A 12,609-nucleotide genomic window follows, 5' to 3' on the forward strand; every position below is an offset into this window, starting at 1 on the left:
GTCGACGAAGACCACCACCACGGTCGCCATGGACTTCGGCTGCGTGACCATCGACGGGAGCCTCAAGCTCTATCTGTTCGGTACGCCAGGCCAGTCCCGGTTCGGATTCATGTGGGACGACCTGACCCGTGGTGCACTCGGCGCCCTGGTAGTGGTTGACAGCGGCCGATTGGACGAGTGTCATTTCGCCATCGACTACTTCGAACGGGCGGATGTGCCGTTCGTGGTGGCCGTGAACGCGTTCGACGGGCAACTCACCCATGACCTCAACGCCGTGCGGTGGGCGCTGGCGGTCGGCGACCACGTGCCGGTGGTGCGGTTCGACGCGCGGCAACGCCTGTCGGTCCGCGACGCCCTGCTCGTGCTCCTCGACCGGGCGTTGGATCGGGCCTTGCGAGAACGCGGAGGGGTGTAGGGCAGGGTTACGGGGACGGAGGTCGGTCCGGATGAGAGACGCGTTCGGCGATGCACTCGACCGCATGGCACGGCGGGAAGAACTCGAACGGCTGCGGGCGGAAGCGGCGACGAACAGGCGGACGTCCGTGGCGGCTGAGGTCGCCGAGGCGGTACGTCGGGTCGTCGAGCGGCATCCGGACACCATGGTGACGATCTCCGTCGAGTCGGCCGGCGACAGCACCGCGTTCACGGTCGGCTGGGTCAACGACGCCGTCGCGATCTCCCCGGGCCCGGTCAAGGACGCCGCGACCAAGCTCGCCGACCTGATCCGGCGCGACCATACGCTGCTCGGGCCGGATCCGGATTAGTGTCGGCGGGGTGGCCGATCGTGACCTTGTCCTGACCGTCAGCCTGCGGCCGGCGGCGCTCGACGCCCGCCGCGGCATCGTCCGGCTGCACCCCGAGGTGCTCAGCGCGCTCGGCCTGCGCCCGGGCGACCCCGTGCGGCTGACCGGTCGGCGCACCACGGCCGGGATCGTGGCGCCGGGCGAGCCGTCCGACGGGCGGGGGCTGCTGCACGCGGACGACCTGATGCTCGGCAACCTGGGCGTACGCGACGGCGCACAGGTGACCATCTCCCCCACCCCGGTGGTGGCGGCGCGGCGGGCGACCCTGCGGGGCGCGCCCAACGTCGTAGCGGTCGTGTCGCCCGAGATGCTCCGACTGGCCCTGCTGGGCAAGGTCATCTCGACCGGCGACGACGTGTCGCTGCTGCCACAGGACGTGGTGCCCGACGAGGCCGCGCGGTCGCTGGTCGCGGCGGCGCGGCAGAGCCTGGCGAACCGGGTCGGGTACGCCTGGACCAGCACGCTGCTGAGCGTCGTGGACGTGACGCCGGGGGACGCCACACTCGTCACGATGGACACGGTGGTGGGCTGGGAGAACGGACAAATCACCCAAGCGCCAGGTGCGGGCGGCCCCGGCGCCAGGGCGGGAACGGGCGCCGGAGCTGGCGCAGGGACCGGCGCGGGTGCCGGCGCAGGAGCAGGCCCGGGTGCCGGTGCAGGATTCGGCGCAGGAGCAGGCGCGGGTGCCGGCGCAGGAACAGGCGCCGGTGCCGGCGCAGGAGCAGGCGCGGGGACTGGCCGGGCGGGTGCGCGCGGTGCCGGTTCGGCCGGCGGCGACTCGGCGGGGTCCGACTCGACCGTCATCGACGGCGAGGTGGTCGAGGGCACCGTGGTCGACGAGGCGGTCGACCCGAACGCGCCCAGCGTCGACGACCTGCCCGGCCTGCGCAACCAGGCGCAGCAGTTGACCGAGTTGCTCGACCTCGGCTTCCACCACCGCGACGTGCTGCGCCGGCTGGCCACCTCGGTGTCGCTCGGCGTGCTGATCACCGGCCCGGCCGGGTCCGGCAAGTCCGACCTCGTGCGGGCCGTTTCGGCCGCGGTCGGCGCCCGGCTGCTGACCGTCTGGGCACCGGAGATCGCCGCCCTCACGAACTACGCGGCCGCCGCCCGGCTGCGGGCCGTCGTCGCCGAGCGCACCACCGAGCCGCCGACGGTCGTGATGGTCACCGACGTCGACGCGCTCGCGCCGCAGGACAATCCCGGTCCGGTCGCGACCGTGTTCCGGCAGCTGCTCCGCGAGCTGGTCGCGGCCGGCGCGGCCGTGGTCTGCACGAGCAGCCGGCCGGAGGAGATCGACCCGGCCATGCGCGCGCCCGACCTGCTCTCCTTGGAGATCGCGGTGCCGCTGCCCGACCAGGCGATGCGCCGCGAGCAGCTCGCGGTCTTCACCCGGTCGACCCCGCTCGCCGAGGACGTGCAGCTCGACGACGTGGCGGCGCGTACGCCCGGATTCGTCGCCGCCGACCTGGCCGCACTCGTCCGCGAGGCCGGCGTGCGGGCGGCGTTGCGGCAACGGCAGGTGGAGGCGCCGGTGGTCACCGCCGCCGACTTCGCCGCCGCGCTCGAGGTGGTCCGGCCGACCTCGATGGCATCGTCCACACTGGAGCTGTCCGGGCTCACCCTCGACGACGTCGGCGACCTCGTGGCGGTCAAGGAGGTGCTGACGGAGTCGGTGCTCTGGCCGCTGACGTATCCGGACACGTTCGCCCGGCTCGGCGTGCGGCCGCCGCGCGGGGTGCTGCTCTACGGTCCGCCGGGTTGCGGCAAGACCTACCTGGTCACGGCGCTGGCCGGCAGCGGCAAGGCCAACGTGCTGTCGGTGAAGGGCGCGGAGCTGCTGAGCAAGTGGGTCGGTGAGAGTGAGCGCGCGGTCCGCGAGCTGTTCCGCCGGGCCCGCGAGGCGGCGCCGACGCTGATCTTCCTGGACGAGGTCGACGCGCTCGCGCCGCTGCGCGGGCAGTCCACCGACGGCGGCACCACGGACCGGGTGGTCGCGGCGCTGCTCACCGAGCTCGACGGCATCGAGACGCTGCGGGACGTGGTGGTCATCGGCGCGACCAACCGGCCGGACCTGGTCGACCCGGCGCTGCTGCGGCCGGGCCGGCTGGAGCGGCTGGTCTTCGTGCCGCCGCCGGACGCCGCGGCCCGCACCGAGATCCTCAAGGCGGCCGCCCGGGGCGTCCCGCTGGACCCCGAGGTCGACCTGGCGGTGCTCGGCCGCGAGCTGGACCGCTTCTCCGCCGCCGACTGCGCGGCCCTGATCCGCGAGGCGGCGCTGGCCGCGATGCGCGAGTCGCTGGAGGCCACGTCGGTCACCGCGAAGCACGTCGCCGCGGCCCGCCAGCGCGTCCGCCCGTCGCTGGACCCGATGCAGGTCGCCCGGCTCGAGGCGTACGCGGAGAGCCGCTCCTAACGCCGGCGGGAGCGCGCCCTGGTCGACCGCAGGCGGCGCAGGCGCCCGACCACGACCGGCTCCGCCGCCAGCGCGGCCGGGTTGTCGAGCAGGCCGTTGAGCAGCTGGTAGTAGCGCGTCGCCGACAGGTCGAACGCGTCGCGGATGGCCTGCTCCTTGGCGCCGGCGTGCTTCCACCACTTGCGCTCGAAGGCCAGGATCTGCAGCTCGCGCTCGGTGAGGCTCGGCCCGGCGTCCACAGGGGACTCCAGCACCTCGTCGTCGTCGTTGGTGTCGGCCTGGTCAGCGGCGGCGGGCATCATGGCACTCCTCGACACACGCGTCGACTGGGGATGCCAACCAGCCTAGCGGCGCGCGAGGCACCCCGCACCGCTCATTGAGTGTGATCAAAGACGTACCTATGTCACGTCCCGTCGACGCATCGACCACACCGCACCGAACACGCCGAGCACCAGGACCGTGGCGAGCAGCACGCCCGACTGCTGCCAGGTGACGACGTACTCCGGCGGCGTACACGGTCCGTTGGAGATGAAGTCGCAGGCCCGGTAGTCGACGATCGTCATGCTCTTCTCGAACCAGGCCACCAGGTAGGTGGAGAGGATGTACCGGTCACCGAACTGAACCCGGATCAGCTCGAACACGATCCGCAACCCGATCTCGCTGACGACGATCGCGCCGATGCCGACCCCGAGCGCCATCGCGGTGTGCCGGCCGATCGAGGCGAGGCAGAACCCGATGGTCGCGGCGAGCAGCACGAGCGTCACGCCGCGCAGGCCGGTGAGCCCGAACGACTGCCAGACACCCGAGGTCAGCTCGCCGAGGCGGCCGTCGAAGCGCCCGATCGCCCAGAACGCGACCGTCCACAGTGCTGTGACGACGGCCGTGACACCGAGCATCGAGCCGACCAGCACGCCGAGCTTGGTGAGCAGCACCGGGACCCGGCGCGGCCGCCACAGGAGGAGGTTCATCATGCCGCCGCTGTTCCATTCGGCGCCGACGAACGAGGCACCGACGACGAAGGCGACCATCGCGAGGATCGCCGCGAGCACCTCCAGCGACGCCGGGAACTCGTCGCGGAAGTTGAACTCGTAGGGCAGGTAGGCCTCGGCCGGGAACCACTCGGCCTGCGGTGGGAAGTCGGCGCCGCAGTTGGGGCCGTACCGCTCGTCGAGCCCGGTCTCGCCCCGGGCCTTCGCGGCCTCGCATTCCGTGCGCATCTGCTGGTACTGGGCAGTGGCCCGCTCGAACTCCAGATTCGCCTGGAGCTCGGCCGCGGCACGCACATCCGGGCTGCTGGTCTTGCTGTTGATCATGAAGACCACGGGGAAGATGGCGAGGCCGACCAGGGTGATCGCGAGGAAGATGCGGGTGACCCGGCGCTTGAACAGCCGGCGCACCTCCGCCTTGGGCAGGCTCACACGCCCCACCCGCCCTGGCTCGGCGCGGCCACCGCGGAGTCGTCGACCTGGCGGGCCTGGCCCGCCACCGGCGCGGTCTGGGTCAGCTCCAGGAAGACGCTCTCCAGGTCGACCTTGACCGGCGCCAGCTCGCTGACGTAATAGCCGCGCTCGGCCAGCGTGCGGGTCACCCAGGCCGGCTTCTCCACGTTGCTCACCACCAACCGGTCGTGTTCGGGCGTCACCCGGGCGCCGGCCGCGATCAGGATCTCGGCGGCGACCGACAGGTCGTCGGCGGACTCGAGCCGCACTGTCACACCGCCGCCGGCATGCTGGGCGAGCACGTCCGCGACCGGACCGAAGGCCACCCGGCGTCCCCGCGAGATGATCGTGACCGAGTCGCAGATCAGCTGGACCTCGGCGAGGATGTGGCTCGACAGCACGACGGTCATGCCGGCCTCGGCCAGGCCCCGCATCAGCGTGCGCATCTCCCGGATGCCGCCCGGGTCGAGACCGTTCGCCGGCTCGTCCAGGATCAGCAGGTCAGGCTTCTTGAGCAGGGCCGACGCCACGGCCAGCCGCTGCTTCATGCCGAGCGAGTAGGTGCGGACCCGCTCGTTGGCCCGGTCGCGCAGGCCGACCAGCTCCAGCACCTCGGGAACGCGCTGCCTGCCCACCCCGCCGGCGTCGGCGAGCAGCGACAGGGTGTCGTGCGCCGAGAAGTTCGGGAAGAACTGCGGGCTCTCGACGATCGCGCCGACCCGGCCGGCCACCCGCGGCAGGGCGCCCGGGACCGGCTCGCCCAGCAGCGTCATGCGGCCGCCGTTGGGTGTGATCAGGCCGAGCAGCGTACGCAGCGTGGTCGTCTTGCCGGAGCCGTTGGGCCCGAGGAAGCCGTGCACCTGTCCGGACTCGACGACCATGTCGAAGCCGTCGAGGGCCTTGCGCGCCCCGCGGCGTCTGCTGCGATAGGTCTTCTCCAGACCTGATATCTCCAGTACGGCCGGCACGCGCGCTCCCCGTTCTCTGGGCGGATCGCGCACACGATACTGGGTATGCAGGTATTCGGATAGACCGCTATGCGGTGATCACCCGGACCCCGGCGGCCCGGAACGGCGCGACCGCCTCCGGTGTCGCTCCGGAGTCGGTGACCAGCGTCTCGACCCGGTCGATCGGACAGATCCGGGCGAACGCGTGACCGCCCAACTTGGACGAGTCCGCGATGATGACGACCCGCCGCGCCCGGGCGACCATCAGCGCGTTCATCGCCGCCTCGCCCTCGTGGTGCGCGGCGGCGCCCAGCGTCGCGTCGATCGCGTTGACGCCGAGCAGCGCCACATCGAGCGTGACCTCGCGGAGCAGCGCGCCGCCGAGCGGACCGACCAGCTCGAACGACTGCGGCCGGACCACGCCGCCGGCCACGACGATCTTCATCCGCGACCGCACGAGCAGCTCGTTGGCGATGTTGAGCGCGTTCGTGACGATCGTGAGCTGGGCCCCGTCGGCGCTGGAGTTGAGGTCGGGGCGCACGGCCAGGGCGCGGGCCACCTCGGTGGTCGTGGTGCCGCCGTTGAGGCCGACCACCATGCCGGGCTCGACGATGGCCGCGGCGGCCGCACCGATGCGCTGCTTCTCGGCGGAGTGCTTGGCGGTCTTGTAGCGCAGCGGCAGGTCGTACGAGACACCGTTGGCGACCGCGCCACCCCGGGTCCGGGTGATCATCTGCTGCTGGCCGAGCTGGTCGAAGTCCCGCCGGATGGTCGCCTGCGAGACGTTGAGCCGCTGCGCCGCGTCTTCGACGCTCACCCGGCCGCTCTCGGTGAGCAGCTCGAGCAGGGCGTTCCAACGCGCGTACCGGTCCACATCGACCCCCTGGCACGGTCCCTGTAATTGCGTGCACACTAGTGCGCGAAACGACCCGCAAGCAACGCCATGCCTGCGCGCTAGCGCGCGATCCGCGCACGCTTGCCGCACGATAGCTTCTCCTGCACAATAACGCGCGGAAACAGCGATTATCGAGCTGATTCGCGCAGGCTCCCGTGGGGGTGGATCGGTGACGCACGTCGAGGCGGAGATCGCCAGCCAGCCGGCGATCTGGGAGCGCGTCGCAGGCCTCGACCTCGCCCCGCTGCCGCGCCGCGGGCAGCGCGTGGCCGTCGTGGGTTGCGGCACGAGCTGGTTCATGGGGATGGCGTACGCCGCGCGGCGCGAGCGCCTCGGGCACGGCGAGACCGACGCGTTCCAGGCGTCCGAGTTCCCGCGCGGCCGGGCGTACGACCTGGTCCTGGCGATCACCCGGTCCGGCACCACCACCGAGGTCGTCGACCTGCTCACCGCCCTGCCCGGGCCGTCTCTGCTGATCGTCGGCGACCCCGGCTCGCCGGCCGTGCGCGCCGCCGGCGCGACGATCGCGCTGCCGTTCGCCGACGAACGGTCCGTCGTGCAGACCCGGTTCGCGACCAGCGCGCTGGCGCTCCTCCGCGCCGGCCTCGGCGAGGACGTGGCCGCGCTGGCCGGCGACGCCCAGCGCGCGCTCGACGCGCCGCTGCCGGTCGACCCGGCCGCGGTCGAGCAGGTCACGTTCGTCGGGCAGGGCTGGACGGTCGGGCTCGCCTACGAGGCGGCCCTGAAGTGCCGTGAGGCGGCGACGTTCTGGGCCGAGGCCTATCCGGCGATGGACTACCGGCACGGACCGATCGCGATCGCCGCACCCGGGCGGGCGGTCTGGTCGCTCGGCGCACCGCCGCCCGGTTTGGCCGGCGAGGTCGCCGCGACCGGTGCGCAATTCGTCGACGGCGGTGCCACGCTTGACCCGATGGCCGAGCTGATCCTGGCGCAGCGGTTCGCGGTCGCGCTGGCGGCGCACCGCGGGCTGGACCCCGACGCCCCGCGCAACCTCACCCGCTCCGTCGTGTTGGAACCGCGATGACCCGACCGGACGACGTGATCGTGGCGCTCGACGTGGGCGGCACGGGGATGAAGTGCGGCCTCGTCGCCGCGTCGGGCGAGCTGCTGCACGAGGAGCGGCACCCGACCAACGCCGCGGCCGGTGGCGAGGCGGTCGTCGAGACGATCCTCGAGGTGGCGGCCGCGCTGGCCGGCAAGGCGCGCGCCGACGGGCGCACCCCGGTGGCCGCGGGCGTCGCGGTGCCCGGCGTGGTCGACGAGGAGCGCGGCATCGCGGTCTGGGCGGCCAACGTGGGGTTCCGCGACGTACCCCTGCGGGATCTGGTTTCCCAGCGCCTCGGCCTGCCGGCCGCGCTCGGCCACGACGTGCGGGCCGGTGGTGTCGCGGAGGCCCGGCTCGGCGCCGGGGCGGGACACCGGCACGTGCTGTTCGTGGCGATCGGCACCGGCATCGCGGCCGCACACGTGGTCGACGGCCGGGCGTTCGCCGGCGCACACGGCTCGGCCGGGGAGCTCGGGCACATCGTCGTCCGGCCCGGCGGGGCGCTGTGCGGCTGCGGAGCGCGCGGCTGCCTGGAGGCCGAGGCCTCGGCGGCCGGGCTGGCCCGTCGCTACGCGGCCCTGGCCGGCGCGCCCCGCTCGGCGGCGGAGGTGGCGGCCGCGGCCGCCGCGGGCGACCCGGTCGCGGAGCGCGCCTGGCGCGAGGCGGTCGACGCGCTCGCCGACGGCCTGGCCATCGCGCAGACGCTGTTCGACCCCGCGGTGGTGGTGCTCGGCGGCGGCCTGGCCGAGGCGGGCGAGCAGCTGCTCGCGCCGCTCGCCGACGGCTTGCGGGCACGGTTGACCTTCCAGCGCGAACCGGCGCTGGTCCGGGCGGCACTCGGCGACGCGGCGGGTTGCCTCGGCGCCGGGCTGCTCGGCAGGGACGCGGTGGAGGCGGCGTGAGGATCGACGGTCGGGTGGTGACGCCGGCGGGCGTCGTGACGGGTTCGGTCGAGGTGACCGGCACCCAGATCGGCGCGGTGACGCCGCGGGACGTCGCTCATCCACAGTGGATCGTGCCGGGCTTCGTCGACATCCACGACCATGGCGGCGGCGGCGACACGTTCACCACCGGCGACCCGGACGCGGCGCTGCGCGCGGCCGCGTTCCACCTCCGGCACGGCACGACGACGCTGTTCGCCAGCCTGGTCAGCTCCCCGTTCCCGCTGATGCGCGCGGCGACCGCGGCCTTCGCACCGCTGGTCGACGCCGGTGTGCTGGCCGGCATCCACTTCGAGGGCCCGTACCTGTCGGCGGTGCGCTGCGGCGCGCAGAACCCGGAGTTCCTGCGCGACCCGTCGCTCGACGAGCTGGCGACGCTGATCTCGCAGGGCGGCGGGGCGGTGCGGATGGTCACGCTGGCCCCGGAGCGCGCCGGCGCGCTCGACGCGATCCGGATGCTGGTGTCGCACGGGGTGATCGCCGCGGTGGGGCACACCGACGCGTCGTACGCGGAGACGCTCGCGGCCGTCGACGCCGGGGCGAGCGTCGGCACCCACGTGTTCAACGGCATGCGCCCGCCGCACCACCGCGAGCCGGGCCCGGTCTTCGCCCTGCTCGGCGCGCCGAGCGTCGTGTGCGAGCTCGTCGCCGACGGCGTGCACCTGCACGACGGCACCCTGTCGTTCGCGGCCGGCGTCACGGGCCCGGACCGGGCCGCCCTGGTCACCGACGCGATGGCGGCGGCCGGCATGCCGGACGGCGCGTACGAGCTCGGTGGCCAGGAGGTCGAGGTCCGCGACCGGGTGGCCCGCCTGACCCGCGACGGCGCGATCGCCGGCAGCACGCTGACCATGGACGCGGCGCTACGCCAGGCGGTCGGCGCCGGCATCCCGATCGTCGACGCCTGCCGGATGGCCTCGACGACCCCGGCCCGGGCGATCGGCCTGGGCGAGACGGTCGGCGCGCTGCAGCCGGGCTGGCGCGCGGACCTGGCCATCCTGGACACCGACCTGCGCGTGGTCCGCGTCATGCGGGCGGGCTCCTGGGTGAGCTGACCGAAAGTCCCGCACATCGGTTGCACGGGTCCGGGATGATGCCCATGTGACCGCTAGGCGGCGTTTGGTGACCTTCATGGTCAGCAGCGGGCTGGCCGCCGCGCTGCTGGTGACCGCGGCCGTGCTGGGCCTGGGCCACCATCCGGGCGCCGGCTGGCTCGCGGGCGGGGCCAGCCTCCTCGTCTGGGCCGTCGGCCTACGGATCGTGTGGCCCGTCCTCCGCGCCATCCGCGCGGGCTCCGACCCGACGGCCCCGGACGCCACGAACGGCGAACGTCGGTAGCCAGCACAGTGGCCTACGATGCTGGCCCATGGAGTTGATCTACGCCGATGGCTGGGACAAGGCGGTCGTCAATCCACTGACCGCCGACGCGGCCGCGGCCCGCGATGCCGAGGGGTCGCCCTACTCGGTGATTCTCAGCAACGGTGCACGGGTCCACGCCGTGCTCGACATCTCGTGGGATGACGGCTACTGCGGCATCTCCCGGTTCGACGCGAAGAGCAGGCTGGTGGCGCGCCACGTGCTGCGCCAGGGGCGACCCGGCGAGCTCTTCCTGCGTTCGGCGGAGACGTGGACCGGGGCCCCCGACGCGGGCGAGTACGAGTTTCCGCACGTAGCGGCCTGGCACAGCACCACGTACAAGCCGGATGGGCTGCGGATCGATCAGGACAAGGCGGACGGCGACCGGGGCGGACTCAGCGTCACCCAAGGGCACGAGCCGGCCCCGCGTGTGCCGGTGCCGCCGTTCGGGCAGTGGGCGGAGGTGCTGGCCCTCGCCGGTGTCGAGGCCGGCGACGTGGCGGAGGCCGCCGACCACCGGTTGCCGGTGCGCACCGCATCGGAGGCGCCCTGGGAGCCGCCGCGCTCCATGTCGCCGGGCCCGGTCGAGGACCTGTTCGAGGCCGGTGCCGAGCGGGCCGTCGGGGACCGGTGGATGCGGCTGACCACTCATCCCGTCGGCCGCCTCCGGCTGCCGTCGGGCCGGCTCGTCGCGACCGATCCGTCGTACCTGCCGGACGATTCCGAGCCCTTCGCGGTGTCGGTGATGCCGGGCACGTACCCGGTGACGATCAGCGTCGCGACTTTCACCGACGATCCCGGCCATCACCGCGTCGCCGCCGTCCGGCTCGAGATCGCGGCGCAACAGGTGGCGCGTTGGGAGATGGCGCTGAAGGCCGACCAGGATCCCTTCGACCTCGACAGCGAGGAGTTCTTCGGTTTCGGCGTCGACGCCGGTGTGGCCTGCTTCGTCGACGCGTCCGAGGTGGCGGCCCTGGCCGACGCCTGGCGGGAACTCGGCGGCTTGGTGGCGCCGCGGCACGCCGTCGTCGGGGACGGCCGGATGGTCGCCTGGTCGAGCGGCTGGGGCGACGGTTCCTACCCGACCTGGATCGGCCGCGCCGCGGACGGCAGCGTGGTGTGCTTCGTGGCCGACATGCTGCTGTTCGACGACGACGACGAGGAGGAGGACGACGAGGACGACGACTGAGCCGCGTTACGGCCGGCCGAAGCGGGCCACGTGGTGCCACACCCGTTTCAGGGTCTGTGGGTCGTGGGTGCCCGCGTTGACCGCCGTGCCGATGATTCGGGCGTCCAGGCGGCCGTCGAGCGCGATCGACAGGCCCGCCTCGATCACCTCCGGGCCGCGGTAATCCGGGTGCCGGGCGAACTCCGACACGTCCAGCGCGAACCCCTGGTGCCACTCCAGCGGGCAGGCCAGCGCCGCGGCCAGTTCCTCGACCGCCGTCCCGCGGTAGCACGGGTCCAGGACCAGCGCCTCCACGTCGGTTTCGAAGCGGACCACACCGTGTACGTGTGCCTCGATGTAGTCGTCCAGGTAGTCCTGCTCGTCGGCCTCGGCCAGGGCGATCAGCGACATCCGCGCCGCGACGCCGAAGTCGGCCGGCTCCAGGAAGCTGTCCGGATAGCAGAACGTCGTCCGGGGCAGGGTGGTCGGGCGCATGCGCAGGTGAGCCGAGCCGAACCGGGGCGACCCGCCCTCGGTGCGGCGCCGGTGGTTCAGCGAGCCGTACTTCGGGCGTGCCGAGGACGCCGCCGCGTCGTAGGCGCCGCCGAAGATCCGGCTCTCCCAGCGCCACCGGTCGCCGCCCGGGAACGCGGTCAGGCCCCCGTTGCTCGTGCCCGTCTCGAACTGCGACCGGTAGACGCCGTCCCGGGCCATCGCCGCGAGGATCGGCTCGCCCCCGGCGATGCGGTCGGGGTGGAAGTGCACGGTCACCCGCAGCGCCGGGTCCAGCGGCCCGCCGGTGGCCAGCGCGGCCACGTGGTCGACCGCCCGCTCCCAGGTCATCCGCGCCGCGCCGTGATGTTCAGCCGGACGTAGTCGACCGTGTCGCCCGGTGTCCGCGCCCAGACCTCCGTGACGAACTCGCGTGGCCGCGGCACCCGCTGGGCCCACGGACCCAGGGGCACGGTCTCCAGGTACGAGAGCATCTCGTCCGACGACACCGGGAACGGCTGCAGCCAGCACTCGACGTCGACGAAGCCCGACCGGGCCAGCCGCTCCCGGGTCGAGGCGACGTCGGCGAAATAGAAGTTCGGCGTGAAGTCCGTGAAGTAGGACCGCCATCGCGGCAGCGCCGCGACGGAGTCCGCCGCCGCACTGAGCGCCGCGATGTTGCCCGCGCCGCCGCACTGGGCGACCAGCCGGCCGCCCGGGCGCAGCACCGCCGCGAGCCGGTCGAAGAGCCGATCATGGTCGAGTACCCAGTGGAACGTCGCCGTCGAGAACACCGCGTCGACCGGTGCCGGCAGCGCCAGGTCGAGCAGGTCCGTGAGCACCACGTCGGGCAGTGCCTGCCGGGCGATCGCCACCATCGCCGGGTCGGCGTCGACCGCGATCAGCCGGCCGCGGGGCAGCCGGTCTAGCAGCCTCGCGCCGATCCGGCCGGTGCCGCAACCCGCGTCGAGCACGGTCTCGGTGCCGTCCAGCGGCAACCGGTCGAGCACCTCCTGCGCCATGCGGTCCATCGCCACCGACACCCGGTGGTAGGCCGCGGCGTCCCAACCGCGGGCAGTCATCGGC

Annotated in this window: 13 protein-coding genes and 1 pseudogene; 8 read left to right on the top strand and 6 right to left on the bottom strand. The window is 73.4% G+C overall.

What is annotated here, in order from left to right:
- The 3 genes from AB0H87_RS12385 to AB0H87_RS12395 form a co-directional block, all read left to right on the top strand.
- Nucleotides 1-415, top strand: a 415-nt coding sequence (locus tag AB0H87_RS12385) for an ATP/GTP-binding protein (RefSeq protein WP_360143198.1), incomplete at its 5' end; no start/stop codon positions are given.
- Nucleotides 416-479: 64 nt separating this feature from the next.
- Nucleotides 480-764: a hypothetical protein gene (locus AB0H87_RS12390; RefSeq protein WP_360143200.1), complete on the top strand. Its 285-nt coding sequence runs from the start codon at nt 480-482 to the stop codon at nt 762-764.
- A 10-nt stretch (nt 765-774) separates the two neighbouring features.
- Nucleotides 775-3,219, top strand: a complete 2,445-nt coding sequence (locus AB0H87_RS12395) for an AAA family ATPase (protein ID WP_360143202.1) — start codon at nt 775-777, stop codon at nt 3,217-3,219.
- Here the strand turns inward: AB0H87_RS12395 and AB0H87_RS12400 are convergent.
- From AB0H87_RS12400 to AB0H87_RS12415, 4 genes and pseudogenes are all read right to left on the bottom strand, one after another.
- Nucleotides 3,216-3,440, bottom strand: a pseudogene (locus AB0H87_RS12400) (DUF3263 domain-containing protein); the annotation flags it as partial. The gene AB0H87_RS12395 and the pseudogene AB0H87_RS12400 overlap by 4 nt on opposite strands.
- 177 nt (nt 3,441-3,617) lie before the next feature.
- Complete coding sequence (locus tag AB0H87_RS12405; protein ID WP_360143204.1) at nt 3,618-4,637, bottom strand: ABC transporter permease subunit; 1,020 nt, start codon at nt 4,635-4,637, stop codon at nt 3,618-3,620.
- On the bottom strand, nt 4,634-5,626 hold the full coding sequence (locus AB0H87_RS12410; RefSeq protein ID WP_360143206.1) for an ABC transporter ATP-binding protein: 993 nt from the start codon (nt 5,624-5,626) through the stop codon (nt 4,634-4,636). Before AB0H87_RS12410 ends, AB0H87_RS12405 begins: the two co-directional genes overlap by 4 nt.
- 67 nt (nt 5,627-5,693) lie before the next feature.
- Nucleotides 5,694-6,479 (bottom strand): DeoR/GlpR family DNA-binding transcription regulator, encoded by a 786-nt coding sequence (locus tag AB0H87_RS12415; protein WP_360143208.1) that lies wholly within the window; start codon nt 6,477-6,479, stop codon nt 5,694-5,696.
- 190 nt (nt 6,480-6,669) lie between these two features.
- Here AB0H87_RS12415 and AB0H87_RS12420 point away from each other — a divergent pair, with 190 nt between their 5' ends.
- The 5 genes from AB0H87_RS12420 to AB0H87_RS12440 all read left to right on the top strand — a co-directional run bounded on the left by AB0H87_RS12420 (nt 6,670) and on the right by AB0H87_RS12440 (nt 11,052).
- A complete protein-coding gene (locus AB0H87_RS12420; protein WP_360143210.1) occupies nt 6,670-7,545 on the top strand; it encodes an SIS domain-containing protein in 876 nt (291 codons plus the stop codon).
- Nucleotides 7,542-8,468: an ROK family protein gene (locus AB0H87_RS12425; protein WP_360143212.1), complete on the top strand. Its 927-nt coding sequence runs from the start codon at nt 7,542-7,544 to the stop codon at nt 8,466-8,468. The genes AB0H87_RS12420 and AB0H87_RS12425 overlap by 4 nt, the downstream gene beginning before the upstream one ends.
- Nucleotides 8,465-9,562: an N-acetylglucosamine-6-phosphate deacetylase gene (nagA, locus tag AB0H87_RS12430; protein WP_360143214.1), complete on the top strand. Its 1,098-nt coding sequence runs from the start codon at nt 8,465-8,467 to the stop codon at nt 9,560-9,562. The genes AB0H87_RS12425 and nagA overlap by 4 nt, the downstream gene beginning before the upstream one ends.
- Before the next feature lie 67 nt (nt 9,563-9,629).
- Nucleotides 9,630-9,845 carry a hypothetical protein gene (locus AB0H87_RS12435; RefSeq protein WP_360143216.1) on the top strand — a complete coding sequence of 72 codons (216 nt, stop codon included), beginning with the start codon at nt 9,630-9,632 and terminating at the stop codon, nt 9,843-9,845.
- Between the two features lie 28 nt (nt 9,846-9,873).
- Nucleotides 9,874-11,052 carry a DUF4241 domain-containing protein gene (locus tag AB0H87_RS12440; protein ID WP_360143218.1) on the top strand — a complete coding sequence of 393 codons (1,179 nt, stop codon included), beginning with the start codon at nt 9,874-9,876 and terminating at the stop codon, nt 11,050-11,052.
- Between the two features lie 6 nt (nt 11,053-11,058).
- On the opposite strand, the gene AB0H87_RS12445 is transcribed toward AB0H87_RS12440, so the two are convergent.
- Both AB0H87_RS12445 and AB0H87_RS12450 read right to left on the bottom strand, forming a co-directional pair.
- Nucleotides 11,059-11,874, bottom strand: a complete 816-nt coding sequence (locus tag AB0H87_RS12445; RefSeq protein ID WP_360143220.1) for a DUF3626 domain-containing protein — start codon at nt 11,872-11,874, stop codon at nt 11,059-11,061.
- Nucleotides 11,871-12,605: a methyltransferase gene (locus AB0H87_RS12450; protein ID WP_360143222.1), complete on the bottom strand. Its 735-nt coding sequence runs from the start codon at nt 12,603-12,605 to the stop codon at nt 11,871-11,873. Before AB0H87_RS12450 ends, AB0H87_RS12445 begins: the two co-directional genes overlap by 4 nt.
- Nucleotides 12,606-12,609: the final 4 nt, after the last annotated feature.

The sequence above is a fragment of the Asanoa sp. NPDC050611 genome (assembly GCF_040654855.1).
Taxonomy (GTDB): Bacteria; Actinomycetota; Actinomycetes; order Mycobacteriales; family Micromonosporaceae; genus Asanoa.